A 26,340-nucleotide genomic window follows, 5' to 3' on the forward strand; every position below is an offset into this window, starting at 1 on the left:
TTCACCGCTCTCCGGACGAACGCGCCGCCGAGGCACGCCGTCGCATCGTGTTCCAACTCCGGGGGCTCCGCTTGGTTCCGGGACCCCTGGCTCCCCGCTTTCTACCAAAGCGAGGTTGCCGCAACGCAAGCGCCGCCCGCGCACCGGGTTCGTCACGCGCGAAGGCGATCAGCAGGCCGATGGCGAACATGGTCGGCAACAGGGCGGAACCGCCGTAGGAGAACAGCGGGAGCGGGACACCGGCGATCGGCAGCAGCCCGAGGACCGCACCGATGTTGATCACGGCCTGGGCCGTGATCCAGGTGGTCACGCCTCCCGCGGCATACCTCACGAACGGGTCCTCCGTGCGTCCGGCCACGCGGATACCCGCATAGCCTAGAGCCGCGAAGAGGGCGAGCACCGACAGCGTCCCCGCCAGGCCCAGTTCCTCACCGGTGACGGCGAAGATGAAGTCGGTGTGCGCTTCGGGGAGTTGGCCCCATTTCTCCACACTGGCACCGAGCCCGGAACCGAACAGTCCGCCCGAGGCGAGGGCGTAGATGCCGTGCACGGCCTGCCAGCAGGAGTCGCCGGGGCCCGGGTCGGTGGCACCGAGGCAGTTGAGCCGGGCCATGCGGTTGGGGCTGGTCTTGATGAGGATGAAGCCGAGCAGCGCGGCGATGGACAGCACCCCGGCGAAGAGCCGGGTGGGCGCGCCCGCCAGCCAGAGCAGTCCGAACAGGATCGCCGTCAGGATGATCGCCGTGCCCATGTCGCCGCCGATCATGATCAGCCCGAGCAGCATGAACGCGGCCGGGACCAGCGGCACCAGCATGTGCTTCCACTGGGTCAGCAGCTTCTTGTCCTGCTTGCGGGCCAGCAGGTCCGCGCCCCACAGCACCAGGGCCAGCTTGCCGAACTCGCTGGGCTGGATCTGGAAGGAGCCGCCGAGGGCGATCCAGTTCTGGTTGCCGTTGACCGCGACTCCTATCCCCGGCACCTGCACCAGGATCATCAGGAAGACGGCACCGGCGAGGATCGGATAGGCCAGCGCCCGGTGCAGCTTCACCGGCATCCGCATGGCGGCCACGAGCAGTCCGGCGCCGATCAGGGCGGCCAGGGCCTGCTTGCGGAAGAAGTAGGAGCCGGGCAGCGACAGCTGGAGCGCGGTGATCTGAGAGGCCGAGTAGACCATCACCAGACCGAGCACGGTGATCAGGGCGCTGCCGCCGAAGATCAGGTAGTACGCGGTCAGCGGCCGGTCCCAGGCGCGGCGCAGGCGCAGGTACAGGCGGAGCACCGGGTTCTCGTGCTGCGGCCCCGGCGCCACGGGTCGCTTGACGGCCCGCTGTACGGGCGGACGTCCGGTACGGCTCTGGGGACTACCGGGCATCGCTGCCCCCGCTGTACGTCGGCATGGACCGTCCCACGCGTCCTCCCGAGGTCACCCGGCGCAGGAGGCGGCCGGGTCAGGCGCCGAGTTCGCGAACGGCCTCCGCGAACGCGTCGCCGCGCTTGTTGTAGTTGGTGAACATGTCCATGGAGGCACAGGCCGGGGCCAGCAGGACCGTATCGCCGGGCCGGGCGAGTCGCTGGGCTTCCTGGACGGCCTGGAGCATCGCCCCAGTGTCGGTCCGGTCGAGGTCGACCACGGGTACTTCGGGGGCGTGTCGCGCCAGGGCTTCGCGGATCAGGGCGCGGTCGGCGCCGATGAGGACCGCCCCGCGCAGCCGCTTGGCCGCGCCCGTGACCAGTTCGTCGAAGGTCGCGCCCTTGGCCAGCCCGCCGGCGATCCAGACGATCGACTCGTACGCCGCCAAGGACGCCTCGGTGGCGTGGGTGTTGGTGGCCTTGGAGTCGTCCACGTACGCGACCCCGTCGACGTCGGCGACGTGCGCGATGCGGTGGGCGTCGGGCGTGAAGGCCCGCAGCCCGTCCCGTACGGCCGCGGCGGAGACGCCGAAGGCGCGGGCGAGGGCGGCGGCGGCAAGGGCGTTGGCGATGTTGTGCGGGGCCGGCGGGTTGACGTCCGAGACCTCGGCCAGCTCCTGGGCGTTCTTCTGCCGGTTCTCGACGAAGGCGCGGTCCACCAGGATGCCGTCGACGACGCCGAGTTGGGAGGGCGCCGGGGAGCCGAGGGTGAAGCCGACGGCCCGGCAGCCCTCCTCGACGTCGGCCTCGCGGACCAGGTCCTCGGTGGCCTTGTCGGCGACGTTGTAGACGCAGGCGATCCGATTGCCCTCGTAGATCCGGCCCTTGTCGGCGGCGTAGGCCTCCATGGAGCCGTGCCAGTCGAGGTGGTCGGGGGCGAGGTTGAGCACGACGGCCGAGTGGGCGCGCAGGGAGGGCGCCCAGTGGAGCTGGTAGCTGGACAGCTCCACGGCCAGGACGTCGTACTCCTCGTCGCCGGTGACCGCGTCCAGCAGGGAGACGCCGATGTTGCCGACGGCGGCGGTGCGCAGACCGGCCGCCTTCAGGATCGACGCCAGCATCTGGACGGTGGTGGTCTTGCCGTTGGTGCCGGTGACCGCGAGCCAGGGAGCGGCGTCGGGACGGCGCAGGCGCCAGGCCAGTTCGACGTCGCCCCAGACCGGGACGCCGGCCTCGTGGGCCGCGGTGAACAGCGGCTTGTCCGGCTTCCAGCCGGGCGCGGTGACGATCAGCTCGGTGCCCTCGGGCAGGGTCGCCCCGTCGCCGAGGCGCACGGTGACGCCGAGCGCCTCCAGGTCCGCCGCCTGCACCCGGGCGCGCTCGTCGTCGCCGTCGTTGACGACGGTGACGCGCGCGCCGAGCCCGTGCAGGACCTTGGCGGCCGGGACGCCGGAGACGCCGAGGCCGGCGACGGTGACGTGCTTGCCCTGGAAGTCGAAAGGCACCGAGGAGTCGGTCACTTGTCCGCTGCCCATCCCGCGTAGAAGAGGCCCAGTCCGACGATCACACAGATGCCCTGGATGATCCAGAAGCGGACCACGACAAGGACCTCGGACCAGCCTTTGAGTTCGAAGTGGTGCTGGAGTGGCGCCATCCGGAAGACCCGCTTGCCGGTCAGGCGGAAGGAGCCGACCTGGATGACCACCGACATGGTGATCAGGACGAACAGGCCGCCGAGGATGGCCATCAGCAGCTCGGTGCGCGAGCAGATCGCCAGACCCGCGAGCACACCGCCGAGCGCGAGCGAACCGGTGTCGCCCATGAAGATCTTGGCCGGCGAGGTGTTCCACCACAGGAAGCCGAGGCAGGCGCCCATCAGCGCGGACGCGACCACGGCGAGGTCGAGGGGGTCTCTCACCTCGTAGCAGGCGCCCGGGTTGGTCAGGGTCAGCGCGTTGGCGCAGGACTCCTGGAACTGCCAGACGCCGATGAAAGTGTAGGCACCGAAGACCAGGACGGAGGCGCCGGTGGCCAGGCCGTCCAGGCCGTCGGTCAGGTTCACGCCGTTCGACATCGCGAGGATCATGAACAGCGCCCAGATGACGAACAGCACCGGGCCGATCGACCAGCCGAAGTCGGTGATGAACGACAGCTTGGTCGAGGCCGGGGTGTTGCCGCGGTTGTCCGCGAACTGCAGCGAGAGCACCGCGAAGCCGATGCCGACGATCAGCTGGCCGGCCATCTTCGCCTTGGCCCGCAGGCCCAGCGACCGCCTCTTGACGATCTTGATGTAGTCGTCGAGGAAGCCGACCAGGCCCATGCCCACCATCAGGCCGAGCACCAGCAGGCCCGAGAAGGTCGGGCCCGCGTCCGTCTTCGGGTCCAGGTAGCTGGTGATCACCTTGGCCAGGAAGTAGGCGGCGACCGTGGCGAAGATGAAGGCGATACCGCCCATCGTCGGCGTACCGCGCTTGCTGGCGTGCTCGCGCGGTCCGTCGTCGCGGATGTACTGGCCGTAGCCCTTGCGGGCCAGGAGCTTGATCAGCAGCGGGGTGCCGACCAGCGTCAGGAAGAGGCCAATGACGCCCGCGAACAGGATCTGCTTCATCATCGGGCGGCAACCTCACCCTCGGCGCCGGTCTCGAGCAGCGCCGCGGCGACACTCTCCAGGCCCACCGAACGGGACGCCTTCACGAGCACGACGTCGCCCGGGCGCAACTCGCTGCGCAACAGGTCGACCGCCGCCTGTGCGTCGGACACGTGCACCGACTCCTCACCCCACGAACCCTCGTTATATGCGCCCAGTTGCAGCCATTGGGCTTCCCTGCCCCCGACCGCGACGAGCTTGCTGACGTTGAGCCGGACGGCGAGCCGTCCGACCGCGTCGTGCTCGGCGAGCGCCTCGTCCCCGAGCTCGGCCATCTTGCCGAGCACCGCCCACGTACGGCGCCCCTTGCCAATGGCCACCAGCGCGCGCAGCGCGGCTTTCATGGACTCGGGGTTCGCGTTGTAGGCGTCGTTGACGACCGTCACGCCGTCCGGGCGCTCGGTGACCTCCATCCGCCAGCGGGAGAGGGAGCCCGCTTCGGAGAGCGCGGTGGCGATCTCGTCTGCGGACATGCCCAACTCGTGGGCGACGGCGGCCGCGGCGAGCGCGTTCGACACGTGGTGCTCACCGTACAGGCGCATGGTCACATCGCTTGCACCGGAGGGTGTGTGAAGCCTGAACGAGGGCTGTCCGGTGTCCGTGAGTCGCACGTTCTCAGCGCGAACGTCCGCTTCGTCGGACTCTCCGAAAAGGGTCACCTTCGCCTTCGTCCGGGAGGCCATGGCCCGTACGAGGGGGTCGTCCGCGTTGAGGATCGCGGTACCGCCCTCCTCGGCCGGCGGCAGCGACTCGACGAGTTCGCCCTTGGCCTGGGCGATCTGCTCCCGGCCGCCGAACTCGCCGATGTGCGCGGATCCGACGTTGAGGACGAGGCCGACCTTCGGCGGGGTCAGCTCGCAGAGGTACCGGATGTGGCCGATGCCGCGGGCGCCCATCTCCAGGACGAGGAACCTGGTCTCCTCGGTGGCGGTGAGCGCGGTGAGCGGCAGCCCGATCTCGTTGTTGAGGGAGCCGGGCGTGAAGACCGTGGGCGCCTTGCGGCGCAGCACCTGGGCGATGAGGTCCTTGGTGCTGGTCTTGCCGGCGGACCCGGTGAGGGCGACGAGCGTGGTGCCGAGGCGCCGCACGACGTGCCGGGCGAGGGCGCCGAGGGCGGCCTGGACGTCGTCCACGACGATCGCGGGCACGCCGACGGGCCGGGAGCCGAGCACGGCCACCGCCCCCGCCTCGACGACCGCGGCGGCGAAGTCGTGGCCGTCCACCCGCTCGCCGACGAAGGCGACGAAGAGGCTGCCAGGACCCGCTTCCCGGGAGTCCCGGACGACGGGGCCGGTGACCTGCGCGGACGCGTCCGGTATGTCATGCATCCGCCCGCCGACGACTTCTGCGATCTCGGCGAGAGAGAGGGTGATCACAAGTTCGTCCCCTGGATCATCTGGGTCATTCGGGATCTCATCCCTGGGTCTTCTTGATGGCTTCGCGCAGCACCTGGCGGTCGTCGAAGGGACGGACCACCCCGGCGATGTCCTGGCCCTGCTCGTGGCCCTTGCCCGCCACCAGCACCGTGTCGCCGGGCTCGGCCCGGGCGACGGCGGCGGCGATCGCGGCGGCCCGGTCCTCGAAGACCTGCACCTCGCCGCGCTCGTGGGCGGGCACGGAGGCCGCGCCCTGGAGCATGGTGGCGAGGATCGCGAGGGGGTCCTCGGAGCGGGGGTTGTCGGAGGTCAGTACGGCCGTGTCGGCGAACCGCGCCACGGCGGCGCCCATCGGCTCGCGCTTGGTGGTGTCCCGGTCGCCGCCGCAGCCGAGCACGGCGTGCAGCTTGCCCTCGGTCACCTTGCGCAGGGCGCGCAGGACCGACTCGACGGCGTCGGTCTTGTGGGCGTAGTCGACCACCGCGAAGTACGGCTGGCCCTCGTCCACGCGCTCCAGGCGGCCCGGCACCCCCGGCACCGCGGCGACGCCGTCGGCGGCGGTCTGCGGGTCCAGGCCCGCGGCGGCGAGGGCGACGATCGCGGCGAGGGTGTTCGCCACGTTGAACGGTCCGGCCAGCGGCGACTTGGCGGTGACGCGCTCGCCCTTGGGCCCGAGCACGGTGAACGTGGAGTCCAGCGGGCCGACCTCGACCTCGTCGGCGCGCCAGTCGGCGTCCGGGTGGCCCTCGGCGGAGTAGGTGACGACCGGGACGGTGGCCTCGTTGGCGAGGCGGCGCCCGTACTCGTCGTCCACGTTGACCACGCCGAGCTTGCTGCGTTCCGGCGTGAAGAGCTGCGCCTTGGCCTGGAAGTAGTCCTCCATGCCGGAGTGGAACTCCATGTGCTCCGGGCTGAGGTTGGTGAAGACCGCGATGTCGAAGACGCAGGCGTCCACGCGGCCGAGCACCAGGGCGTGGCTGGAGACCTCCATGGCGACCGCCTCGGTGCCGCGCTCGCGCATCACCGCGAACAGGGCCTGGAGGTCGGTGGCCTCGGGCGTGGTCCGCTCGGACTTGATGCGCTCGTCGCCGATGCGCATCTCGACCGTGCCGATGAGCCCGGTGGACTTCGCCGTGCGCAGACCGCCCTCGACGAGGTAGGCGGTGGTGGTCTTGCCGGAGGTGCCGGTGATGCCGATCTGGAGCAGGTCGCGGCCGGGGTGGCCGTAGATCGTGGCCGCCAGCTCCCCCATCCGCGCCCGCGGGTCGTCGACGACGAGCGCCGGCAGGCCGGTGGCGGCGACGCGCTCGGCGCCGGACGGGTCGGTCAGCACGGCGACGGCGCCGAGGCCCTCGGCCTGGGTGGCGAAGTCGGCGCCGTGCAGGCGGGCACCGGGCAGGGCGGCGTACAGGTCGCCGGGGCGGACGGCGCGGGAGTCGTGGGTGATGCCCGTGACTCCGGCGGTGCTGTCCGGCGCGGCGACACCCAGCTGATCGGCGAGTTCCGCGAGGGGTGTGGCGGAGATCCGCACCGGCCGGGGCGGTCCCGGGTATGTCACGGGTTGGCCCTTCTGGGTGGTTTGGGACTGATCAGGGTGTGGCACGGCGGTGAGCGTACCGGGCGTACCGGCTTCCGGGCGAAGCGAGGGCTCGGGGCTGCTCTGGTTCCCGGGGTCGGGGGTGATCGTTGTCACGGGTGGTTCCTGGTGGCTCGGTACTGAATCGACGCTGGCTCGGTACTGGCCCGATGGGGGTCAGGGCTTGAAGGAGACCGGGAGTCTCGCGGGGGCGGCCCCGGTCGGGGGGACCTGAAGGGTCTTCAGGGCGAACTCCATGACCTGCTTGTAGATGGGTCCGCAGATCTGGCCGCCGAAGTAGCTGCCCTCGGTGGCGTTCTGGATGGCGCAGTAGACGGTGACGCGAGGTTTGTCGGAGGGGGCGAACCCGGCGAACGACGAGGTGTAGCCCCGGTACTTGCCGGTGTCCGGATCCACTCGGTTGGCCGTGCCGGTCTTGCCCGCCACGCGGTAGCCGGGGATGCGGGCCTTGGTGCCGGTGCCCTCCTCGTCGTCGACGACGGACTCCAGCATCTGCGACAGGGTCTTCGCGGTCTTCTCGCTGATCACGCGGCTCTTCTCGGGCTCCGGGGACGGTGTGAAGCGTCCGTCGGCGTCCTTGGTGCCGCGTACGAGCGTGGGTTCGACGCGGACGCCTCCGTTGGCGATGGTCGAGTACACGGAGGCCGCCTGGAGCGCGTTCACGGAGACGCCCTGGCCGAAAGGGATCGTGTACTGCTGCGAGGTCGACCACTGGTCGGGCGGCGCCAGGATGCCCTTGGTCTCGCCGGGGAAGCCGAGTCCGCTGTAGCCGCCGAGGCCGAACTTGCGCAGGTAGGAGTAGAGCACCTTGTTGGCCTCCGGCTGCGTCCTGCCCAGCTCGCCGGTGGCCATGATGGTGCCGATGTTGCTGGACTTGGCGAGCACGCCGTTGAGCGTGAGGTACCAGGTCGGGTGGTCGATGTCGTCCTTGAAGAGCCGGTCGCCGCGCTTGAGGCGGTTGGGGACGGTGATGTGGGTGCCCGGGGTGGCGGCCTCCTCCTCCAGTACGGCCGCCATCGACATCACCTTGGCGGTGGAGCCGGGTTCGAAGGCGTCCTGGAGGGCGGCGTTGCCCAGCGCGTTCGGGTCGGCGTGGGCGAGGTCGCCCGGGTCGAAGCCCGGCGAGTTGGCCATGGCGAGGATCTCGCCGGTGGCGGTGTCCTGGACGATGACGTAGCCGCCGTCCGCCTTGGACTTCTCCACCTGCTCGCTGATGGCGTCCTGCGCGGCCCACTGGATGTCGCGGTCGATGGTCAGCTCGACGTCGCTGCCGGGCACGGCCGGTGTCTCGGTGGAACCGGCGGTGGGGACCTGGCGGCCGCCGGACTGCGCGTAGCGGATCTTGCCGTCCTCGCCCGCCAGCGTCTTGTCCAGCTGCCGCTCCAGGCCGCCGCCGCCCTTGCCGTCGGCGCCGACCCAGCCCAGGACGCCGGCGGCCAGGTCGCCGCCCGGGTACACGCGCTTGCTGCTGGGGTCGGCGAAGACGCCCGCGAGGGCGTTGACCACGGACTTGTCCGTCTCCGCCTTCGTGGTGAGCGCGGACTTCAGGTCCTTGATCTGGTTCCAGACCTGCGGGGTCTGCCGCCGGGCGAGGCGGACGTAGCGCAGCTCCTTGTTCTCGGGGCGCAGCCGCTCGACCAGGTCCTCCTGCTCCTGGCCGAGGATGGGCGCGAGGAGCGCCGCCGCCTGCTCGGGCCCGTCGCCGACCTCGAGCTGCTCGCGGGTGAACATCGTGGGGTCGGCGGTGATGTCGTAGGAGTCCACGGTGGTCGCGAGGGCGACGCCGTTGCGGTCGGTGATGCCGCCGCGCTCGGCGGGCAGGGTGTGGACCACGTAGCGGTTCTGCTCGGCCTTGGCGGAGTACGTGCCGGCGTCGACGGCCTGCACCTGGAGGAGCCGTACGACGAAGGCGGCCAGCACCAGGGTCAGCGCGAGGCCGATCATCCTGAGGCGCGGGCGGGGGCTGCCCAGCCGGATGGTGCGGGCCGCGGCGGGCCGGGGCGGGCCGGGGCGGCGGGCGGGCCGGGCGCCGGGGCCGGGCTGCCGCCGTCCGCCGGGACGGACGGGCCTCGCGGGTCCGGGCACACGGCGGCGCGGCGGTTCCCTGTCGGACACTTCCGTCACCTGCCGGGAGTCGGGGTCGGAGTCGGGCTCGGGGTGGCCGTCGCCGCCGCGGTGGGGGTGGCGGGCGTGGCGGAGGGAGCGGAGGAGGCCGGGGGCGGCTGGGTGCCGACGGGCGACGGTGTGGCCGTGGGCACGCCCTCGGGCGGCGCGGACAGCACCTCTGGGGCGAGGACCAGCGGGGTGGTCCCGGTGGGCGCGGCGCTGGGCGAGCCCTTGACGGTGCCGTCGGGGCCGAGGAAGGCGGGGTCGCCGCCGGGGACCATGCCCAGTTCGCGGGCGCGGCGCTGGAGGGCCCGGGGGGCGGAGTAGGCGTCGATGTCCCGCTGGAGCGCCTGCTCCTCGTCGGTGAGGCTCTTGGTCTCCTGTTTGAGGTCGTCCAGCTGGAAGGAGCCCTCGCTCAGGGCGGAGTTCAGCACCAGAAGGCCGATGAGACCGCCGCCGAGCAGGACGACGACGAGGAGGACGAAGGGCGCCCGGGCCGCCTGGCCGCGGCCGCCGCCGGGCGGGAGGAGCCGGGCCAGCCGGGCCGCCCTCCCCTTCAGTTCGGGTTTCCTGCTCACTGGCCCTCCCCCTCGGCCCGGGTGGACCGTCCGCCCCCGTGCCTGGCCTGCCTCGCTCGCTTCACCCGATGGACTCCCTGATGCGCTCGGCGCCGCGCAGCCGCGCCGGGGCCGCCCGCCGGTTCTCGGCGATCTCCTCCTCGGTGGGAAGTTCGGCACCGCGCGTGAGCAGCTTGAGCCGGGGCGCGTAGCGTTCGGGGACCACCGGCAGACCGGGCGGCGCGGTGTTGGCCGCACCGGCCGCGAAGACCTGCTTGACCAGCCGGTCCTCCAGGGACTGGTAGGAGAGCACCGCGATCCGCCCGCCGACGCCGATCGCCTCGACCGCGGCCGGGATCGCCCGCTCCAGGACGGACAGCTCGCCGTTGACCTCGATGCGCAGGGCCTGGAAGGTGCGCTTGGCCGGGTTGCCGCCGGTGCGCTTGGCGGCCTGCGGGAGCGCGGCGCGGATCAGCTCCACGAGCCGGGCGCTGTTGGTGAACGGCTCCTTCTCGCGCTCGCGCACGACCGCGGACACGATCCGCTTGGCCTGCTTCTCCTCGCCGTACGCCCGCAGGATGCGGACGAGTTCGCCCGGCGGGTAGGTGTTGAGGACCTCGGCCGCGCTCATGCCGGACGTCTGGTCCATGCGCATGTCGAGCGGGGCGTCCTGGGCGTAGGCGAAGCCGCGGTCCGCCTCGTCGAGTTGCATGGAGGAGACGCCGAGGTCGAACAGCACGCCCTGGACGCGCGGGACGCCGAGCCGGTCGAGTACGTCGGGCAGCTCGTCGTAGACGGCGTGCACGAGGGTGGCGCGGTCGCCGTACGGGGCGAGCCGCTCGCCGGACAGGCGCAGGGCCTCCTTGTCCCGGTCGAGCGCGACGAGCCGGGCCTCGGGGAAGCGTTCGAGCAGCGCCTCGCTGTGCCCGCCGAGTCCCAGTGTGCAGTCGACGACCACGGCCCCCGGCTCGTTCAGGGCGGGCGCCAGCAGGTCCAGACACCGCTGGAGCATCACCGGGACGTGTCGACTCTGGCTCAAGTGGGACGGCCTCTCAGGTCCGGCGCGGCGTCACGCACCGCCGGGTCCCCTCCCGCTCGCTCGTGAAGGGGAGCCCCGCCGGCGCCGGAGGCGTCGGCCGGCCGGGAGCGGGAGGAGGCCGAGCCGTACGTACGCGCCGCGCACGCGGGGAGAACTGGCGGGGCGTCGCCCAGGTCTCCGGGGAATTCAGTCCAGCAGGGAGAGCCTCGCCTCCCGCTTCGCGTCACTTTAGTCCACCCTGTCGCCCGGTCAATCAACCGGCCTGCGCGTCGCGGGCGCCGCCGGACCGCGTGAATCGGCGCGGGCCGGTACTTCACTCGCACGGAGGCACCCGTACGGGTCTGTGGAGTGGCTCACAACAAGCCTCGTTGACGTTCTTTGTCCCTCTTCACAGCGGGCCCGGCCCATCGGTGACCAGTAACGTCATGGTTATGACGACTTCTGCATCGGTTCCCGCAGGCTCCGCCACCGACCGGCTCGTCGAGGCGAACGCGCGCTACGCAGCCGAGTTCTCCGACGCCGAACTGGCGGGCCGCCCCGCACTCCACACCGCCGTCGTGGCCTGCATGGACGCGCGCCTGGACGTGACCGCCGCGCTCGGCCTGCGCAACGGCGACTGCCACGTCATCCGCAACGCCGGCGGCGCCGTCACCGACGACGTGATCCGTTCCCTCGCCATCAGCCAGCGGGCGCTCGGCACCACCGCCGTGGTCCTCGTGCACCACACGGCGTGCGGCATGGAGACCCTCACCGAGGACTTCCGGCACGAGCTGGAACTGGAGGTCGGCCAGCGCCCCGTCTGGGCGGTCGAGTCCTTCCAGGACGTCGACCAGGACGTGCGCCAGTCGATCGAACGGGTGCGCACCTCGCCGTTCCTGCCGCACACCGACGACGTACGTGGTTTCGTCTACGACGTGAAGACGGGACTGCTGCGCGAGGTCACCCCCGCCTGATCCAAGCCCCGCAAAGGCCGCAAGGCATGACATAGCGCGGCCAGTTGTCCACAGGCGAGTGACACGAATCGGTAACGGCAGCAAGAATGCGGGAAGTGGTGTCGCGCGGAACTTTTTCCGCGCGGTGTCCGTGATTCGGGGTGGGCCGGTCCGCGCGGTGCGGGACCGGCCCGGCAAGTTGGGGTACCCCCGCTTCCCGGGAAGCGCGGGGAAAGGCCGAGGAGGGCCGGGTGACGACCTTTGACGATCAGGCGAGCCATGGGGGCAGCCCCGACCGGGCATACGCGCGGGTGGGGGACGATCTGACCGCTGTCGTCGAGCGGGTGCGTGGTTCGATCGAGGACGTGATCGAGGGCAAGCCCGAGGTCGTGCGGCTCTCACTGACCGTGCTGCTCGCCGAGGGGCACCTGCTGATCGAGGACGTCCCGGGAGTCGGCAAGACCATGCTGGCCAAGGCGCTGGCACGGTCCATCGACTGCTCCGTGCGCCGGATCCAGTTCACGCCGGACCTGCTGCCCTCCGACATCACCGGAGTCTCCATCTGGGACCAGCAGCGGCGGGACTTCGAGTTCAAGCCCGGCGCGATCTTCGCGCAGGTGGTGATCGGCGACGAGATCAACCGCGCCTCGCCGAAGACGCAGTCGGCGCTCCTGGAGTCGATGGAGGAGCGGCAGGTCACCATCGACGGCCAGACCTACGAGCTGCCCAGCCCCTTCATGGTGGTGGCCACGCAGAACCCGGTCGAGATGGAGGGCACCTACCCGCTGCCCGAGGCCCAGCGCGACCGTTTCATGGCCCGGGTCTCCATCGGCTATCCCAGCCCGGAGGCCGAGCTGGAGATGCTCGACGTGCACGGCGGGGTGAACCCGCTGGACGACCTCCAGCCGGTGGCGCACGCCGACGAGATCCTCAAGCTGATCGAGGCCGTCCGCGGCGTCCACGTCGCGGAGCCGGTCCGCAGGTACGCCGTGGACCTGGTCGCGGCCACCCGGAACCACCCCGATCTCAGACTCGGCGCCTCGCCGCGCGCCACGCTGCATCTGCTGCGCGCGGCGAAGGCGTCCGCCGCCCTGAGCGGCCGGGAGTACGCGCTGCCGGACGACGTGCAGGCCCTCGCGGTCGCGGTCCTGGCCCACCGCCTGCTGCCGACCGCCCAGGCCCAGCTCAACCGCCGCAGCGCCGAACAGGTCGTCCAGGAGATCCTCCAGCGCACCCCGGTACCCGCGGCGCCCCAGCAGCAGACCGCCTTCGGCGTGAGCCGCGGCGCACCCGCGTATCCCCAGCAGCCGCCGCGGAGGCTCTGATGGACGCCGGGGGGACGGACCGGTCGCACGACGACCGGGGCGAGGGCGGCGGGATCCGCACCGCCCTGACCGGTCTGACCACCCGCGGCCGCTCCTTCCTGGCCGCCGGAATCGCCGCCGCGGTCTGCGCCTACGTCCTCGGGCAGAGCGACCTGCTGCGGGTCGGGCTGCTGCTGAGTGTGCTGCCCCTGGTCTGCGCGACCGTGCTGTACCGCACCCGCTACCGGGTGGCGGGCAGCCGCCGGCTCTCCCCCGAGCGGGTGCCCGCGGGCAGCGAGGCCCGGGTGCACCTGCGCGTCGACAACGTCTCGCGGATGCCCACGGGGCTGCTGATGCTCCAGGACCGGGTGCCCTACGTGCTGGGCCCCCGGCCCCGCTTCGTGCTCGACCGGGTGGAGCCGGGCGGCCGCCGCGAGGTGTCCTACCGGGTCCGCTCCGACCTGCGCGGCCGCTTTCCGCTGGGCCCGCTGCAACTGCGGCTGACCGACCCGTTCGGGCTGTGCGAGCTGACCCGGTCCTTCTCCACGTACGACACCCTGACCGTGATCCCGCGTGTGGAGGCGCTGCCGCCGGTGCGGCTCAGCGGCGAGGCGAAGGGGTACGGCGAGGGACGGCAGCGCACGCTCGCGCTGGCGGGCGACGACGACGTGATCCCGCGCGGGTACCGCTACGGCGACGACCTGCGCCGCGTGCACTGGCGCTCCACCGCGCGCTACGGCGAGCTGATGGTGCGCCGCGAGGAGCAGCCGCAGCGCGCCCGCTGCACGGTGCTCCTTGACACCCGGGGCGTGGCCTACGAGGGCGCGGGCCCCGACTCGCCCTTCGAGTGGGCGGTGTCGGGCGCGGCGTCCGTGCTGGTGCACATGCTGGAGCGGGGCTTCTCCGTCCGGTTGCTCACCGACACCGGCAACTCGGTGCCGGGCGAGGGCGCCGACGGCTTCGCGGGCGCGAGCCAGGGCACGGCCGACGCGGCCGGGCTGATGATGGACACCCTCGCGGTGATCGACCACTCCGACGGTACGAGCCTGTCCCCCGCCTACGACCTGCTGCGCGGCGGGAACGAGGGGCTGCTGGTGGCGTTCTTCGGCGACCTCGACGAGGAGCAGGTCACGGTGGCCGCCAGGATGCGGCAGCGCAGCGGCGGCGCGGTCGCCTTCGTCCTGGACAGCGGGGCCTGGGCGCGGGAACCGGCCGACGTGCCCGGTCCGTTGGACAGGAGCGAGGAGCGGCTGCGGATGCTGCGCGAGGCGGGCTGGACCGCCGTGAGCGTCCCGTACGGCGCCACCCTGGAGGAGCTGTGGCGCCTGGCGGACCGGGAACGCACCGCCGTCGCGGCGGCGACCGGCGGGGAGGGGACGCGATGAGCGGGCGGGCGCGGCTGGCGGTGTGCGCGTGGGCGGCCACCCTGATGGCGGCGTGCGCGCTGCTGCCGCTGGTCGAACCGGCGACCTGGATCCTGCAGGCCGCGGTCCTGCTGGCGGCGCAGGCCGTGGTGGGTGCGGTGGCGCGGCGGGTGCCGCTGGCGCGGCCGCTGACCATCGCCGTGCAGGCCCTGGTCACGCTGCTGCTCCTGACCCTGGTCTTCGCCCGGCAGCAGGCGTTCGCGGGGCTGATCCCCGGCCCGCAGGCCATCCAGCGCTTCGGCGACCTGCTGCAACAGGGCGGCGACGACATCGCCCGGTACGCCATCCCGGCGCCGTTGGAGTCCGACGGCATCCGGCTGATGCTGGTCGGCGGTGTCCTGGTGATCGGGCTGCTGGTGGACACCCTCGCGGTGACCTTCCGCAGCGCCGCGCCGGCCGGCCTGCCGCTGCTCGCGCTGTATTCGGTGGCCGCGGGGCTGTCCGAGGGCGGCGCCGACTGGCTGTGGTTTCTGGTGGCGGCGGTCGGCTATCTGGCCCTGCTGCTGGCGGAGGGGCGGGACCGGCTCTCGCAGTGGGGCCGGGTCTTCGGCGGTGCGGCGCGCGCTCCGGGCGCCGAGCAGGGCGGCGCGGTCGCCCCGGTCCGCACCGGACGGCGGATCGGCGCGTTCGCGCTGGGCATCGCCCTGGTGGTGCCGCTCGCCCTGCCCGCGATGAACGGCGGGCTGCTGGACAGCGCCAGGACGGGCGTCGGCTCCGGGACCGGGGGCGGCGGCACGATCTCCGCGGTGAACCCGCTGGTCTCCCTGCGGGACAGTCTCAACGTCGACGAGAACCGGCAGGTCCTCTCCGTCGAGACGGACTCGAACGACCTGTCGGACCTCTACCTGCGCATCGTGTCCCTGGACGACTTCGACGGCACCACCTGGAAGCCGTCCAAGCGGCAGATCACCGCGGTACCGAAGGGCTCGTTCCCCACCCCCGTCGGCCTGGGCCCCGACGTCCGGCGCAACGAGACCCGGACCTTCATCTCGGCCGCCGACTGGTACGCGCAGGACTGGCTGCCGATGCCGTACCCGCCCACCGGCGTGCGCGTCGCGGGGAACTGGCGGTACGAACCGGTCGGCATGACCCTGGTCGGCGACCACGGCCAGAACACCCGCGGGCTGAAGTACGAGGTGCGGAGCCTGAACGTGCAGCCGACGGCGGAGCAGCTCGCCGCCGCGCCGTTGCCGTCGGCCGCGCTGAAGCGCGAGTACACGCGGTTGCCGGACTCGCTGCCCGACCTGGTCTCCAGGACCGCCCGCGAGGTCACCGCCGGCGCGGCGAACCCCTACGAGCAGGCGGTCAAGCTCCAGGAGTACTTCGCGGTCAACGGCGGTTTCGAGTACGACACCGAGGTCAGCGTCGGCAGTGGCTCGGAGGCGATCGCCCGGTTCCTGAAGGACAAGCAGGGTTTCTGCGTCCACTTCTCCTTCGCCATGGCGGCGATGGCCCGGTCCCTGGGCATTCCGGCCAGGGTCGCGGTGGGCTTCGCGCCGGGCTCCCCGCAGGCGGACGGTTCGGTGTCGGTGGGGCTGCGGGACGCGCACGCCTGGCCCGAGGTGTACTTCGAGGGCGTGGGCTGGACCCGCTTCGAGCCGACGCCGACGCGTGGCTCGACCCCGGCGTACACCGTGCCGGACACGCCGGGCAGTTCGGTGCCGGACCCGGCCCTGCCGTCGCAGGACAGCGAGACGGAGCCGTCGGCGGCGCCGTCGACGAGCGAGAGCTGCTCGGCGCAGGACAAGAAGCTGGACGCCTGTGACACCGAGTCCGCGCTGCCCGTGCCCGTCTCGGACGGCGGCGGACCGAAGTGGTACGAGGCGCCGGCCTGGGCGCTGGCGGGTCTCCTGGTGCTGCTGATCCCGCTGTCGCCGATGCTGTGGCGGCTGCGTACCCGGGCCAGGCGGCTGGGGGCGCACGGCCGCGCCGAGGCGGACGCGGGTCCCCACACCCTGGCGGTCTGGCAGGAGCTGGCCGATACGGCGTGGGACCACGGGATCCCGCCGGAGGAGTCGCAGACGCCCCGCAAGGCGGCGGCCCGGATCGTCCGGCTGGGTCGGCTCGATCCGACGGCCGCGGCGGCGGTGCACCGGGTGGCGGACGCGGTGGAGCAGGTTCTCTACGCGCCGCGACCGCGCCTGACGGCGGGGCTCGCCGAGGACGTCCGGCTCGCGACGGCCGGTCTGCGGGCGGCGGTCGGCCGTCGCACGCGGCTGCGCGCACGGATCGCCCCGCGTTCGACCGTCCGGGTGGTCTGGGCGCTCTCGGACCGGTGGACGGCGCTGAAGCGGCGTGCCGCGGCGGCGCGGCCGGCCCTGCGGAAGACGACGGGTCAGCAGGGCTGAGGGAGCGCGGGGGCCGGCGCCGGGGCGGCGCGGGCCGTGCGGGGAGACCCGCGGACCCGGCTGCTCGTGGGCACAGCTCGTAGGCACACGTGAGGGGGTGACCACCCGGACGGTGGTCACCCCCTCACGCGGATGTCCTGGTGAGCGGTTGCTCGGGCGCGCTACTGGCCGCCCTGCTGCTCATCCCTGCGGCGCTGCCAGCGCTCGTCGATGCGGTCCATCATCGAGCGTTTCTGGCGTTGCTGGCGGCCCGCGGTCTGTGGTCCGGCACCGGCAGCCGGCTGCTCGCCCGGCTTGGGGGCCTTGCGCCAGCCGGTCACGGCGAGCACCGCGCAACCCAGCATGACGAGGAAGCCCACCACGCTGAGCCACACCTGCTGGGCGACCATACCGGCCATGAGGAGCGCAATACCTACGAGGAAGCCCGCGACCGCCTGGTAGACCCGTCGCCGGGTGTACGTACGCAGCCCGCTTCCCTCGAGCGCTGTCGCGAACTTGGGATCTTCGGCGTACAGCGCTCGCTCCATTTGCTCGAGCATGCGCTGCTCGTGCTCCGAGAGCGGCACGGAGTCCTCCTCATCGTGCAGTCGCCGGGGCGACCCGGGGGGGTCCCTTCAGGATAGGCAGGGAATCGCCCCCGTGAAACCCGCCCCTCTGCGCCAATTGGCCAACCGGACTCCGTCATGGCCGTGCCGGCTCGCTGAAGTTCCCATTCCCCAGCGGCCGACCCGTCATGCCGGGCCGTCTCCCTCGATCATACGGCGAGTGGCCCCCGTTCGGGGGGCCTGTGGCGTACTCCATGTGCAGTCGCGCCCCTGATCAGCGGCGTACCCCACCGGGTCGCTCAGGCCTCGTCGGTCCCTGCGGTCTCACCGAGCACATGAAGCTGCGTGGCCACAGAATGGAAGGCGGCGAGTTCGGCCGCCGCGGCCTCCAGCTTCAGCAGGGCGTCCATGGCGCCGGGCTCGGTGTCCACCAGCACGCCGGGAACGAGGTCGGCGAAGACCCGTACGCCGTGCACGGCGCCGATCCGCAGCCCCGCGGCCTCGACCAGTCCGGTGAGCTGTTCGGCGGTGAACCGGCGCGGCACGGGGTCACCCGTGCCCCAGCGGCCGTTCGGGTCGTCGAGGGCCTGCCGGGCCTCCGTGAAGTGCCCGGCGAGGGCGCGCGCGAGCACGGCGCCGCCCAGGCCCGCGGCGAGCAGGCTGAGGACGCCCTCGGCGCGCAGGGCGGCGACCACGTTGCGGACGCCCTCGGCGGGGTCGTCCACGTACTCCAGGACGCCGTGGCACAGCACCACGTCGTAGCCGCCGCGCTCGACCACGTCGAAGAGGCCGTGGGCGTCCCCCTGGACGCCTCGCACGCGGTCGGCGACATCGGCCTCGGCGGCGCGGCGCTCCAGGGCGAACAGGGCGTTGGGGCTCGGGTCGACGACGGTGACGCGGTGGCCGAGGCGGGCCACCGGCACCGCGAAGTTGCCGCTGCCGCCGCCGGTGTCGAGGACGTCCAGCGCCTGGCGGCCCGTGGCCTTCACCCGGCGGTCCAGGGCGTCCTGGAGGACGTCCCAGACCACGGCGGTGCGCAGGGCCGCCCGGGAGCGCGAGGGCTCGGAGCGCGGCGACGCGGGGTTCGGGCTCGGGTCCGGCACGGCAGTTGACTCCTCGGCGCGGCACCGCCTCGGACTCGGGCGGAGCGAACGGGCTGCCGCCCCCGCCGGCGTGGGAAGGGGGAGGCTTCAGGCGCCTCCCACCCTATTGCCTCCGCCGCGCCCACAAGGTGGCGCCCGGTGCCCCGCGCTGCTCATCCCGTGTCCGGCAGGTCGGGATCGGGCTGGTCCGAGTCGGGGCGGGGCTGGGGCAGGACCGGCTGGAGGACCAGCATCCGCTCCACCAGGCGCAGGAACATCGCCACGTCGCGTATCAGGTCGTCGGCATCCCGGCGGCCCGCCGCGCCCTGGATGCCGGCCTCGGCGCGGGCCCGGCGCCGGGCGCCCGCGGCGAACAGGGCGCTCCAGTCGGACAGCTCGGGCGCGATCTCGGGGAGCACTTCCCAGGCGCTGCGGATGCGGGCCCTGCCCCGCTGGGTGGTCTCCGGGCGGCCCCTTGCGGCGAGGACCGCGGCCGCGGTGCGCAGGGCGGCGAGGTGGGCCGTCACGTAGCGCTCGTTCGGCGTCGCGAGGGTGGGGGCCTCCTCCAGGCCGGCGCGGGCCTGGGCGAGCAGGTCGAGGGCGGCGGGCGGGGCGGTCGCCCGGCGGAGCACCGGGTGCACGTCGCTCGCCGGGCCGTTCAGTGAGGGTGCAGGGCCGGCTGCGCGGCGCCGCCGGGAGGCGGCTGCGGACGAGTGGGCCATGACGAACCTCCTGTCGTCTCCTGGACGGCACGTCCTGGCAGGAGGTGCCGTATGTGCCCATCGTGAGGTATGGCACTGACAATCCGTTCTGACCTGGACTTTTGATTCGATCGACAGTTCGGGTCGGCCGGTGGGCGGGCCCTGTGGTGAGAGCGGCGCGAGCGGTGCTGGGAGAATCCGGACCATGGAAAGCAGCAGCACCGCCGCGCCGGGCAGCAGCCGTCGCGAGGCCACCCGGCAGAAGCTGTACGAGGCGGCCGTCACCCTCATCGCCGAGCAGGGTTTCTCCGCCACCACCGTGGACGAGATCGCCGAGCGGGCCGGCGTCGCGAAGGGCACGGTCTACTACAACTTCGCCAGCAAGTCCGTCCTCTTCGAGGAGCTGCTGCGGCACGGTGTCGGGCTGCTCACCGCCTCGCTGCGGGAGGCGGCGGAGCGGACGGCGCGGGAGGGCCGCGGCCGGGTCGACGCCCTGGACGCGATGATCCGCGCGGGGCTCGTGTTCATCGACCGCTACCCGGCCTTCACCCAGCTGTACGTGGCCGAGCTGTGGCGCACCAACCGGGCCTGGCAGTCGACTCTGCTGGTGGTCCGGCAGGAGGCCGTGGCGGTAGTGGAGGGCGTGCTGCGCGAGGGCGTGGCGAGCGGGGAGTTCAGCGACGGCATCGACGTGCCGCTGACCGCCGCCGCGCTGGTGGGCATGGTGCTGGTGGCCGCGCTGGACTGGCAGTCGTTCCAGCCGGAGCGCTCCCTGGACGACGTGCACGCCGCGCTGTCGCGGCTGCTCCAGGGGCGGGTGAGCGGCTGCCGCTGAGCCGCCGCCCGCACATGAAGAACGCCGGTCCGTGGTGGCCGCGTCCCCCGCGGGCCGCCGTCGGACCGGCGCCTTCTCCTGCTCCCCCTACGTCCCCCCGTTCGGAACCCCCGTGGCCGGTCGTTCCCCCGGGTTCCCCCGTGCCTCGCTCCCGCCGACCGCGGCCGGCGGAAGGAGCGGATCGCGGGCCCGGCTCCGTTCCGGCACCCCGTGTCGCCGGTACCGGAGCCGCGCCCCTCTCCGTGCCTCCACTCTCTCGTTCCCGCAGGTCGAGGCCCATCCGCGCGGGTACTCATCTACGCGGCTAGGTACGGATACTCAGTCCTGCGCACCCCGGCTCACAGCGGCACGCCGGCCACTGGTCACCCGAGCGTCCGTCGCGGTACTCGGACGAGGCCCGACCAGGCCGGACCAGGACTGTCGGTGGCGGCGGATAAAGTCCCTGGCATGGCACGGATTGCGGTGATCGGCGCCGGGATGGGCGCGATGGCGGCCGCCGCCCGGCTGGCCGTCGCGGGCCACCGGGTGGTGGTGTACGAGCGGACGGAGACGTACGGCGGAGCCCTCGGCCGCTTCGAGCGGGACGGGTTCTCCTTCGACACCGGCCCCGGTCTGCTGCCGCTGCCCGCGGTCTGGCGCGATCTGTTCGTCAAGACCGGCAAGGAACCGCTGGAGGACTGTGTCGAGCTGGTCAAGGTCGACCCGTCGTCACGGCACGTCTTCGCGGACGGCACGGAGGTCGCGCTGCCGAACGCCTCTCGGGCGGGCGTCGTCGACGCCCTGGACGCGGCTCTCGGTCCGACGGCCGGGCGTCGCTGGAGCGACTTCCTCGTGCGGGCCCGCGAGGCCTGGGACCGGACGCGCCGCCCGCTCCTGGAGGAGCCCCTGTGGCCGAACTGGGAGGTGCTGGCCGAACGCGACCCCTACCCGCCGGTCCCGCACAAGCGGCTGCTGCGCACCCGTCGCGCCGGCACGCTCGCCGAGGTGGGTGCCTGGGAGCTGCGCGACGCCCGGCTCGCCGCCCTCCTGGGCAGCCACGCGCTGGCGTACGGCCTGGATCCCCGGACCGCCCCGGCGAACACCGCCGTGCTGCCGTACATGGAGTACGCGTTCGGGATGTGGTACGTGCGCGGTGGCGGCCTGCGGGAGCTGGCGCGCGCGGTGTACGAGCGGTGTGTGGCCCGCCGGGTCGAGTTCCGCTTCGACACCGAGGTCACCGGAGTGGTCGAGAAGGACGGCCGGGTGGCGGGCGTGGAGCTGGCCGAAGGGGGCCTGGCGGAGGCCGAGTTCGTGGTCGCCGGGGTGGCGCCGGACGTGCTGGACCGGCTGTGCGGTGGGTCGCCGGTGCGGGGTGCGGGCGAGGTCCCGCCGCAGCGCGGTGGGGCGAGCCGGCTGACGGTGCATCTGGCGTTGCGGGGTGGGCGTGCGGAGGGCACGGCGCACCGGACGGTGGTGCACGCGCCGGACGCGGACGCCGAGTTGGCCGCGCTGTTCGGCCCGGAGCCGCGCATGCCCGCGCGTCCGACCGTCACCGTCCTGCGGCCCGACGACCCGGCGCTGGTGCCGGACGCGGACCACGAGGCGGTCACCCTCAGTTCGGTGGTGCCCGCGGGCGAGGGGGTGGACGCCGAGGACGGGGCCGAACGCCTCGTCGATGCCGCCGAGCGGGCGATACCCGGCCTCCGGGACCGTCTCCTGTGGCGCGAGGTGCGCACCCCGGCCGACGTCGCCGCGGCCACCGGCGTGGCGGACGGCGCGATTCCGGTGCCGGCGCTGGCGGCGGCCGGCGGACGGCTGCTGCACGCCGCGAACAGCACGCGCGTGGCGGGCCTGTTCACGGCCGGCGGCTGGTCGCACCCCGGCGGGGGCCTCCCGCACGCGGGCATGTCGGGCGCGCTGGTCGCCGGACTCGTGGTGGAGGGACCGGAGTTCCGCGGCTCCCAGTGAGCGACCGGGGACGGTCACCGGGCGCCGGAGGAGCCGTCAGAAGCGGTACTGCTCGTCGTATCCCTGGCCCTGTCCGTGGCCCTGACCCTGGGCCTGGCCGTTGTCCTGGTAGGGGTACTGCTGCTCCGGCGGGAGTTCGCCGCCGTAGGGGTCGTCGGTGCTGCGCTGCTGCGGCACCCACACCCCGCCGGCCGGGGTCTCGCCGCCGTAGCCGCCCTGCGTGCCGGTGGCGTACTGGTCCTGCCCGTAGCCCTGCTGGCCGTACTGCTGCTGCGCACCGGTGGTGTCGTAGCCGCCGGTGTCGTACGACGCCCCGCCGTAGGCGTGGGTGCCGATGTACGGGTCGGAGTAGGCGGCGTACTGCTGCTGGGCGCCGGTGTCGTAGCCGTACCCCTGCTGCCCGTAGCCCGAGTAGTCGTAGGCGTAGGCCTGGTCGGCGCCCGGCGCGGCGGCGGCCGGCGCCTGCTGGTCGTGGCCGTAGCCGGAGTCGGCGTAGACGCCGTAGGAGCCGGTGTCGTCCGGCATCGGCTGCGGCTCGTAGACGGCGGTGGTCTCGGCGGCCGTGGGGGCGCCGGGCCGTGCCGGGGTGAAGACGTCGTCGCGGTCGTAGTCGTCGTGACCGTAGGACAGGCCGTCCTGGGACGGGGCGTGGCCCGCGTGGTCGTCGTAGCCGTCCCGGTGGCCCTGGCCGGTGTCGGCCGGTTCCAGGCCGGAGACCTCCAGCGTCGGCTCCTGGCGGCCCCGTTCGGGACGGCCGCGCTTGCCGACGAGGCTCGCCGGGGCGTTGACCGCCCAGCCGGCCTCGAACCCGCGGCGGAACGAAAGGGTGACGTAGGTCTGGCCGACCGCGAAGGCGGCGGCGCCCAGCCCGATGACGAGCACGTTGGACATCAGCACGCCGGCGACCACGCCGACGAAGCCGCCGAAGGCGAGCAGCCGCCAGCGCAGCCGCGCCTTGTACTGCAGCAGCACCTCACCGAGCAGCCACAGCGCGACCACGCCGAACGCGATGTAGAGGACCGTCCAGCCCATGTACGCCCCTCTCCCAGTGGCCGTTACGCAGTGTGTCGTAAATATGTGCGGCCGGTCTAGGCCCGCGGTGGGTGGTGCAGGCCCAGGTTCTCGTAGATTTCCAGCGTCGCCGTGGAGTTGTTCAGCGTGATGAAGTGCAGTCCGGGGACTCCCTCGGCCAGCAGCCGCGCGCAGAACTCCGTGGCGAACTCGATGCCAATGGAGCGTACAGCCGCCGGATCGTCCTTGGCTGTGAGGATCCGCTCTTTCAGCTCCGGCGGGAACGAGGCGTTGCTGAGCTTCGGCAACCTCTCCAGCATCTTCACACTGGTCACCGGCATGACCTCGGGGATGACCGGGGTCTCGCAGCCCGCCGCGGCGACCCGGTCGCGCAGCCTCAGGTAGGACTCGGCCTGGAAGAACATCTGCGTGATCGCGTAGTCGGCGCCGGCCCGGCACTTGTCCACGAAGTGCTTCACGTCCGCGTCCCAGTCGGCGGAGCGCGGATGCATCTCCGGGAAGGCCGCGACGCCGACGCAGAAGTCGCCCGACTCCTTGATGAGCCGGACCAGTTCGGCCGCGTAGGTCAGTCCCCGCGGGTGCGCGATCCAGTCGGCCGTCGGATCGCCGGGCGGGTCGCCGCGCACGGCGAGCATGTTGCGGATCCCGGCGTCGGCGTACTGGCCGATGATGTTGCGCAGCTCGGCGACGGAGTGGTCGACGGCGGTGAGGTGGGCCACGGGGGTCAGCGTGGTGTCGGCGACGATCTGCTGGGTCTCCCGGACCGTGCCCGCGCGGGTGGAACCGCCGGCGCCGTAGGTGACGGAGACGAAGTCCGGGGCCACCGCCTCCACGCGGCGCAGCGCGCTCCACAGGTTCTTCTCGCCCTTGGGCGTCTTCGGCGCCGAGAACTCGAACGAGTACGTCGTCTTGCCGGTGGCGAGGATGTCACGCACCGTGCGGGCGCGGTCAGTCCTCGTGCTTGCGGTTCCGAGGGCCATACGGGCAGGTTAGCCAGGGGGCGGCGGTCACCCAACCGGATGCGGGATATTTGTCCGTATTGTCGATTTGTTGTCCACCCCTTGGACACATGCCTCCGGCATCCGCCTACGGCTGCCGCAGCCGCTTCGCGAACTCGGCCGCGGCCGCGCCCGGGTCGTCGGCGGCGGTGATCGCGCGGACGACGACGACCCGCCGGGCGCCCGCCTCCAGCACCTCGTCGAGGTTGCCGAGGTCGATGCCGCCGATGGCGAACCAGGGGCGGTCGGTGCCCAGCGACGCGGTGTGGCGGACCAGGTCGAGGCCGGGGGCGTGGCGGCCGGGCTTGGTGGGGGTGGGCCAGCACGGGCCGGTGCAGAAGTAGTCCACGCCGTCCTGGACGGCCGCGGCGGAGGCTTCGGACTCGGCGTGCGTGGACCGCCCGATGAGGACGTCGTCGCCGAGGACCGCCCGGGCGGCGGGGACCGGGAGGTCGCCCTGGCCGAGGTGCAGCACGTCGGCGCGGGCGGCGTGCGCGACGTCCGCGCGGTCGTTGACCGCGAGGAGCTTGCCGTGCCGGGCGCAGGCGTCGGCGAGGACCGCCAGGTGTTCCAGCTCCTCGGCGGCCTCCATGCCCTTGTCGCGCAGCTGCACGATGTCGACGCCGCCGGCCAGTACGGCGTCCAGGAACTCGGGCAGGTCGCCCTGGCTCCGGCGGGCGTCCGTGCACAGGTAGAGCCGGGCGTCGGCGAGCCGGGCGCGGGCGGTGGTCGGAGCGGTGTCGGGCATGCGGGTGTCCCCCCGGGTCGGTGGATGGCGTGGGCCGGCGCGGGCCGCACGGCCGTGCGGCGTACGGGCCGCGGACCGTGGCGGTCGCGCGGCCCGTACGCCGGGCGGTGTGGGTCGGGTCAGACGGCGAGCGCCTGGGCGCGGCGCTTCACCTCCGTGCCGCGATTCTCACTCAGTGCCTGGGCCGGGGTGCCCGGCAGGGTCGGGTCGGGGGTGAAGAGCCACTCCAGCATCTCCTCCGGCGTGAAGCCGTCGTCCCGCAGCAGCGTCAGGGTCCCGACCAGGCCCTTGACGACCTTGTCCTCGTCGATGAAGGCCGCCGGGATGTGCAGCGCGCGGTTCTCACCCCGCCGTACGGCGATGAGCTGGCCTTCCTTGATCAGCTGGCGTACGCGGGTCACCTCGACACCGAGCATTTCGGCGATGTCGGGAACGGTGAGCCAGGCAGGCACGAGAGCATCGGTCTTTGCGTCAATCTCGGTCACGTCTCCAGCCTGCCATCTGGCACTGACAGGAGGAAGCCGGACCCGTCCGGACCGGTGCTACGCCGTCGCCCCCTTGAGCGGCCTCGCCGGGTCGGCCAGCAGCACCGGGTCCATCGTCGTGCCCGCCTGGATCAGCCGCTTTCCCTGCGCCAGGTCGCGGGGGCGGCCCACCGCCAGGAGGGCGACCAGCCGGTTCTCGCGCAGCCAGCAGACCGTCCAGGCCGGGCCCGTGCGGTCCCCGCGCCACAGGACCGTGTCTGCGGCCGTGTGGTGACCGGCGTACTGGACGAAGCGGCCGAACTGCTCGGACCAGAAGTACGGCACCGGGTCGTACGCCGCCGGGGTCTCGCCCGCGGGGGCGCCGACGATGTCGGCGGCGACGGTGCGCGGGCCCTGGAGGGCGTTGTCCCAGTGGTGCACCAGCAGCCGCTCGCCGTAGCGGGCGGAGGGGAAGGAGGCGCAGTCGCCGACCGCGTGGACGTCCGGCGCCGAGGTGCGCAGGAGGTCGTCGGCCAGGACCTCGCCGTGCGCGCCGAGGGCGATCCCGGAGCCGGCGAGCCACGCGGTGGAGGGGCGGGCGCCGATGCCGACGACGACCGCGTCGGCGGGCAGCCGGGTGCCGTCGTCGAGGACGACCCGGAGGGGCTCCCCCGGGTCACCGGGGTCGCCGGGCTCGACGCGCTCCACGCGCGCGTGCGTGCGCAGGGCGGCGCCCGCGTCGGCGTACCAGGCGGTCATCGGCGCGGCCACCTCGGCGGGCAGCGCGTCGGCGAGCGGCCGGTCGGCGGCCTCCACCACGGTCACCGCGCAGCCGGCCTCACGCGCGGCGGTGGCGAACTCGGCGCCGATCCAGCCCGCGCCGACGACGACGATGTCGTGGCGGCGGGCGAGGACGGGGCGCAGCCGTTCGGCGTCGTCCAGGGTGCGCAGCAGGTGCACGCCCGGCACGCCGTCGGTGCCGGGGAGCCGGACCGGTTCGGCGCCGGTCGCGAGGACCAGGGAGTCGTACGGCACGGGTCCCTCGGAGGTGTCCAGGAGGTGCGCGCCGGGGCGGACGCCCAGGGCCTCGCAGCCGAGCCGCAGGGTGATGCCGAGTGCCTCGAAGTCGACGTCGAAGGCGGAGCCCTCGGCCGTGCCGAGCAGGACGGCCTTGGACAGCGGAGGCCGGTCGTAGGGCTGGTGGGGCTCGGCGCCGATCAGTGTCACGGTGCCGGTGAAGCCCTGTTCCCGCAGGGCGACGGCGGTCTGCACGCCCGCCATGCCGGCGCCCACCACGACCACGCGGCG

The 26,340-nt window shown here is 73.0% G+C and carries 22 protein-coding genes; 6 read left to right on the plus strand and 16 right to left on the minus strand.

Annotation, left to right across the window (positions count from 1 at the left end; translation table 11 throughout):
* Position 1: 1 nt before the first annotated feature.
* The 8 genes from ftsW to rsmH form a co-directional block, all read right to left on the minus strand.
* Complete coding sequence (gene ftsW / locus ACFC1X_RS23250; RefSeq protein ID WP_376356519.1) at positions 2–1,372, minus strand: putative lipid II flippase FtsW; 1,371 nt, start codon at positions 1,370–1,372, stop codon at positions 2–4.
* A gap of 76 nt (positions 1,373–1,448) precedes the next feature.
* A complete protein-coding gene (gene murD / locus ACFC1X_RS23255; RefSeq protein ID WP_376356636.1) occupies positions 1,449–2,855 on the minus strand; it encodes a UDP-N-acetylmuramoyl-L-alanine--D-glutamate ligase in 1,407 nt (468 codons plus the stop codon).
* A gap of 11 nt (positions 2,856–2,866) precedes the next feature.
* Complete coding sequence (mraY, locus tag ACFC1X_RS23260) at positions 2,867–3,958, minus strand: phospho-N-acetylmuramoyl-pentapeptide-transferase (protein ID WP_055417690.1); 1,092 nt, start codon at positions 3,956–3,958, stop codon at positions 2,867–2,869.
* Positions 3,958–5,373, minus strand: a complete 1,416-nt coding sequence (gene murF, locus ACFC1X_RS23265) for a UDP-N-acetylmuramoyl-tripeptide--D-alanyl-D-alanine ligase (RefSeq protein WP_376356521.1) — start codon at positions 5,371–5,373, stop codon at positions 3,958–3,960. Before murF ends, mraY begins: the two co-directional genes overlap by 1 nt.
* Positions 5,374–5,410: 37 nt before the next feature.
* Positions 5,411–6,931: a UDP-N-acetylmuramoyl-L-alanyl-D-glutamate--2,6-diaminopimelate ligase gene (locus ACFC1X_RS23270; protein ID WP_376356523.1), complete on the minus strand. Its 1,521-nt coding sequence runs from the start codon at positions 6,929–6,931 to the stop codon at positions 5,411–5,413.
* A gap of 195 nt (positions 6,932–7,126) precedes the next feature.
* Positions 7,127–9,094, minus strand: coding sequence for a peptidoglycan D,D-transpeptidase FtsI family protein (locus ACFC1X_RS23275; RefSeq protein ID WP_376356525.1), 1,968 nt, complete (start codon positions 9,092–9,094; stop codon positions 7,127–7,129).
* The gene (locus ACFC1X_RS23280) at positions 9,091–9,654 is read right to left on the minus strand and encodes a septum formation initiator family protein (protein WP_376356527.1); all 564 of its coding nucleotides are present in this window, start codon (positions 9,652–9,654) and stop codon (positions 9,091–9,093) included. Before ACFC1X_RS23280 ends, ACFC1X_RS23275 begins: the two co-directional genes overlap by 4 nt.
* A 61-nt stretch (positions 9,655–9,715) precedes the next feature.
* On the minus strand, positions 9,716–10,672 hold the full coding sequence (gene rsmH / locus ACFC1X_RS23285) for a 16S rRNA (cytosine(1402)-N(4))-methyltransferase RsmH (RefSeq protein ID WP_376356529.1): 957 nt from the start codon (positions 10,670–10,672) through the stop codon (positions 9,716–9,718).
* 431 nt (positions 10,673–11,103) lie between these two features.
* On the opposite strand from rsmH, the gene ACFC1X_RS23290 reads away from it, so the two are divergent.
* The 4 genes from ACFC1X_RS23290 (at position 11,104) to ACFC1X_RS23305 (ending at position 16,680) form a co-directional block, all read left to right on the plus strand.
* Positions 11,104–11,625, plus strand: a complete 522-nt coding sequence (locus ACFC1X_RS23290; protein WP_125495246.1) for a carbonic anhydrase — start codon at positions 11,104–11,106, stop codon at positions 11,623–11,625.
* A gap of 230 nt (positions 11,626–11,855) precedes the next feature.
* Positions 11,856–12,929, plus strand: a complete 1,074-nt coding sequence (locus ACFC1X_RS23295; RefSeq protein WP_376356531.1) for an AAA family ATPase — start codon at positions 11,856–11,858, stop codon at positions 12,927–12,929.
* Complete coding sequence (locus ACFC1X_RS23300) at positions 12,929–14,293, plus strand: DUF58 domain-containing protein (protein WP_376356533.1); 1,365 nt, start codon at positions 12,929–12,931, stop codon at positions 14,291–14,293. The genes ACFC1X_RS23295 and ACFC1X_RS23300 overlap by 1 nt, the downstream gene beginning before the upstream one ends.
* On the plus strand, positions 14,290–16,680 hold the full coding sequence (locus tag ACFC1X_RS23305) for a DUF3488 and DUF4129 domain-containing transglutaminase family protein (RefSeq protein WP_376356534.1): 2,391 nt from the start codon (positions 14,290–14,292) through the stop codon (positions 16,678–16,680). The genes ACFC1X_RS23300 and ACFC1X_RS23305 overlap by 4 nt, the downstream gene beginning before the upstream one ends.
* A 161-nt stretch (positions 16,681–16,841) precedes the next feature.
* Here the strand turns inward: ACFC1X_RS23305 and ACFC1X_RS23310 are convergent, their stop codons facing one another.
* The 3 genes from ACFC1X_RS23310 to ACFC1X_RS23320 form a co-directional block, all read right to left on the minus strand.
* Entirely contained in the window at positions 16,842–17,246 is a 405-nt protein-coding gene (locus ACFC1X_RS23310; protein ID WP_064727439.1) for a spore wall synthesis complex protein, read from the minus strand.
* A gap of 278 nt (positions 17,247–17,524) precedes the next feature.
* Complete coding sequence (locus ACFC1X_RS23315) at positions 17,525–18,328, minus strand: methyltransferase (RefSeq protein WP_376356536.1); 804 nt, start codon at positions 18,326–18,328, stop codon at positions 17,525–17,527.
* A gap of 152 nt (positions 18,329–18,480) precedes the next feature.
* Positions 18,481–19,029 carry an SAV_6107 family HEPN domain-containing protein gene (locus ACFC1X_RS23320; RefSeq protein ID WP_376356538.1) on the minus strand — a complete coding sequence of 183 codons (549 nt, stop codon included), beginning with the start codon at positions 19,027–19,029 and terminating at the stop codon, positions 18,481–18,483.
* A gap of 184 nt (positions 19,030–19,213) precedes the next feature.
* Here ACFC1X_RS23320 and ACFC1X_RS23325 point away from each other — a divergent pair, with 184 nt between their 5' ends.
* Positions 19,214–19,843 (plus strand): TetR/AcrR family transcriptional regulator, encoded by a 630-nt coding sequence (locus tag ACFC1X_RS23325; protein WP_376356540.1) that lies wholly within the window; start codon positions 19,214–19,216, stop codon positions 19,841–19,843.
* Between the two features lie 447 nt (positions 19,844–20,290).
* A complete protein-coding gene (locus ACFC1X_RS23330) occupies positions 20,291–21,790 on the plus strand; it encodes a phytoene desaturase family protein (protein WP_376356542.1) in 1,500 nt (499 codons plus the stop codon).
* A 36-nt stretch (positions 21,791–21,826) separates the two neighbouring features.
* Here ACFC1X_RS23330 and ACFC1X_RS23335 read toward each other — a convergent pair whose 3' ends face one another.
* The 5 genes from ACFC1X_RS23335 to ACFC1X_RS23355 form a co-directional block, all read right to left on the minus strand.
* A complete protein-coding gene (locus ACFC1X_RS23335) occupies positions 21,827–22,822 on the minus strand; it encodes a hypothetical protein (RefSeq protein ID WP_376356544.1) in 996 nt (331 codons plus the stop codon).
* Between the two features lie 56 nt (positions 22,823–22,878).
* Positions 22,879–23,802: a methylenetetrahydrofolate reductase [NAD(P)H] gene (gene metF / locus ACFC1X_RS23340; RefSeq protein ID WP_376356545.1), complete on the minus strand. Its 924-nt coding sequence runs from the start codon at positions 23,800–23,802 to the stop codon at positions 22,879–22,881.
* 106 nt (positions 23,803–23,908) lie between these two features.
* Positions 23,909–24,568, minus strand: a complete 660-nt coding sequence (gene thiE / locus ACFC1X_RS23345; protein ID WP_376356547.1) for a thiamine phosphate synthase — start codon at positions 24,566–24,568, stop codon at positions 23,909–23,911.
* A gap of 119 nt (positions 24,569–24,687) precedes the next feature.
* Positions 24,688–25,053, minus strand: a complete 366-nt coding sequence (locus ACFC1X_RS23350) for an Rv2175c family DNA-binding protein (RefSeq protein ID WP_122614951.1) — start codon at positions 25,051–25,053, stop codon at positions 24,688–24,690.
* A gap of 57 nt (positions 25,054–25,110) precedes the next feature.
* Positions 25,111–26,334, minus strand: coding sequence for an NAD(P)/FAD-dependent oxidoreductase (locus ACFC1X_RS23355; RefSeq protein WP_376356638.1), 1,224 nt, complete (start codon positions 26,332–26,334; stop codon positions 25,111–25,113).
* Positions 26,335–26,340: the final 6 nt, after the last annotated feature.

The sequence above is a fragment of the Streptomyces sp. NPDC056128 genome, assembly GCF_042263835.1.
In the GTDB taxonomy this organism is placed as follows: Bacteria; Actinomycetota; Actinomycetes; order Streptomycetales; family Streptomycetaceae; genus Streptomyces.

Bases quoted from the DNA above. Each gene is read 5' to 3' on its own strand.
- ftsW (WP_376356519.1), bottom strand. From the start codon at position 1,372: ATGCCCGGTAGTCCCCAGAGCCGTACCGGACGTCCGCCCGTACAGCGG.
- mraY (WP_055417690.1), bottom strand. From the start codon at position 3,958: ATGAAGCAGATCCTGTTCGCGGGCGTCATTGGCCTCTTCCTGACGCTG.
- ACFC1X_RS23290 (WP_125495246.1), top strand. From the start codon at position 11,104: ATGACGACTTCTGCATCGGTTCCCGCAGGCTCCGCCACCGACCGGCTC.
- ACFC1X_RS23300 (WP_376356533.1), top strand. From the start codon at position 12,929: ATGGACGCCGGGGGGACGGACCGGTCGCACGACGACCGGGGCGAGGGC.
- ACFC1X_RS23305 (WP_376356534.1), top strand. From the start codon at position 14,290: ATGAGCGGGCGGGCGCGGCTGGCGGTGTGCGCGTGGGCGGCCACCCTG.
- ACFC1X_RS23320 (WP_376356538.1), bottom strand. From the start codon at position 19,029: ATGGCCCACTCGTCCGCAGCCGCCTCCCGGCGGCGCCGCGCAGCCGGC.
- ACFC1X_RS23325 (WP_376356540.1), top strand. From the start codon at position 19,214: ATGGAAAGCAGCAGCACCGCCGCGCCGGGCAGCAGCCGTCGCGAGGCC.
- ACFC1X_RS23330 (WP_376356542.1), top strand. From the start codon at position 20,291: ATGGCACGGATTGCGGTGATCGGCGCCGGGATGGGCGCGATGGCGGCC.
- ACFC1X_RS23335 (WP_376356544.1), bottom strand. From the start codon at position 22,822: ATGGGCTGGACGGTCCTCTACATCGCGTTCGGCGTGGTCGCGCTGTGG.
- metF (WP_376356545.1), bottom strand. From the start codon at position 23,802: ATGGCCCTCGGAACCGCAAGCACGAGGACTGACCGCGCCCGCACGGTG.
- thiE (WP_376356547.1), bottom strand. From the start codon at position 24,568: ATGCCCGACACCGCTCCGACCACCGCCCGCGCCCGGCTCGCCGACGCC.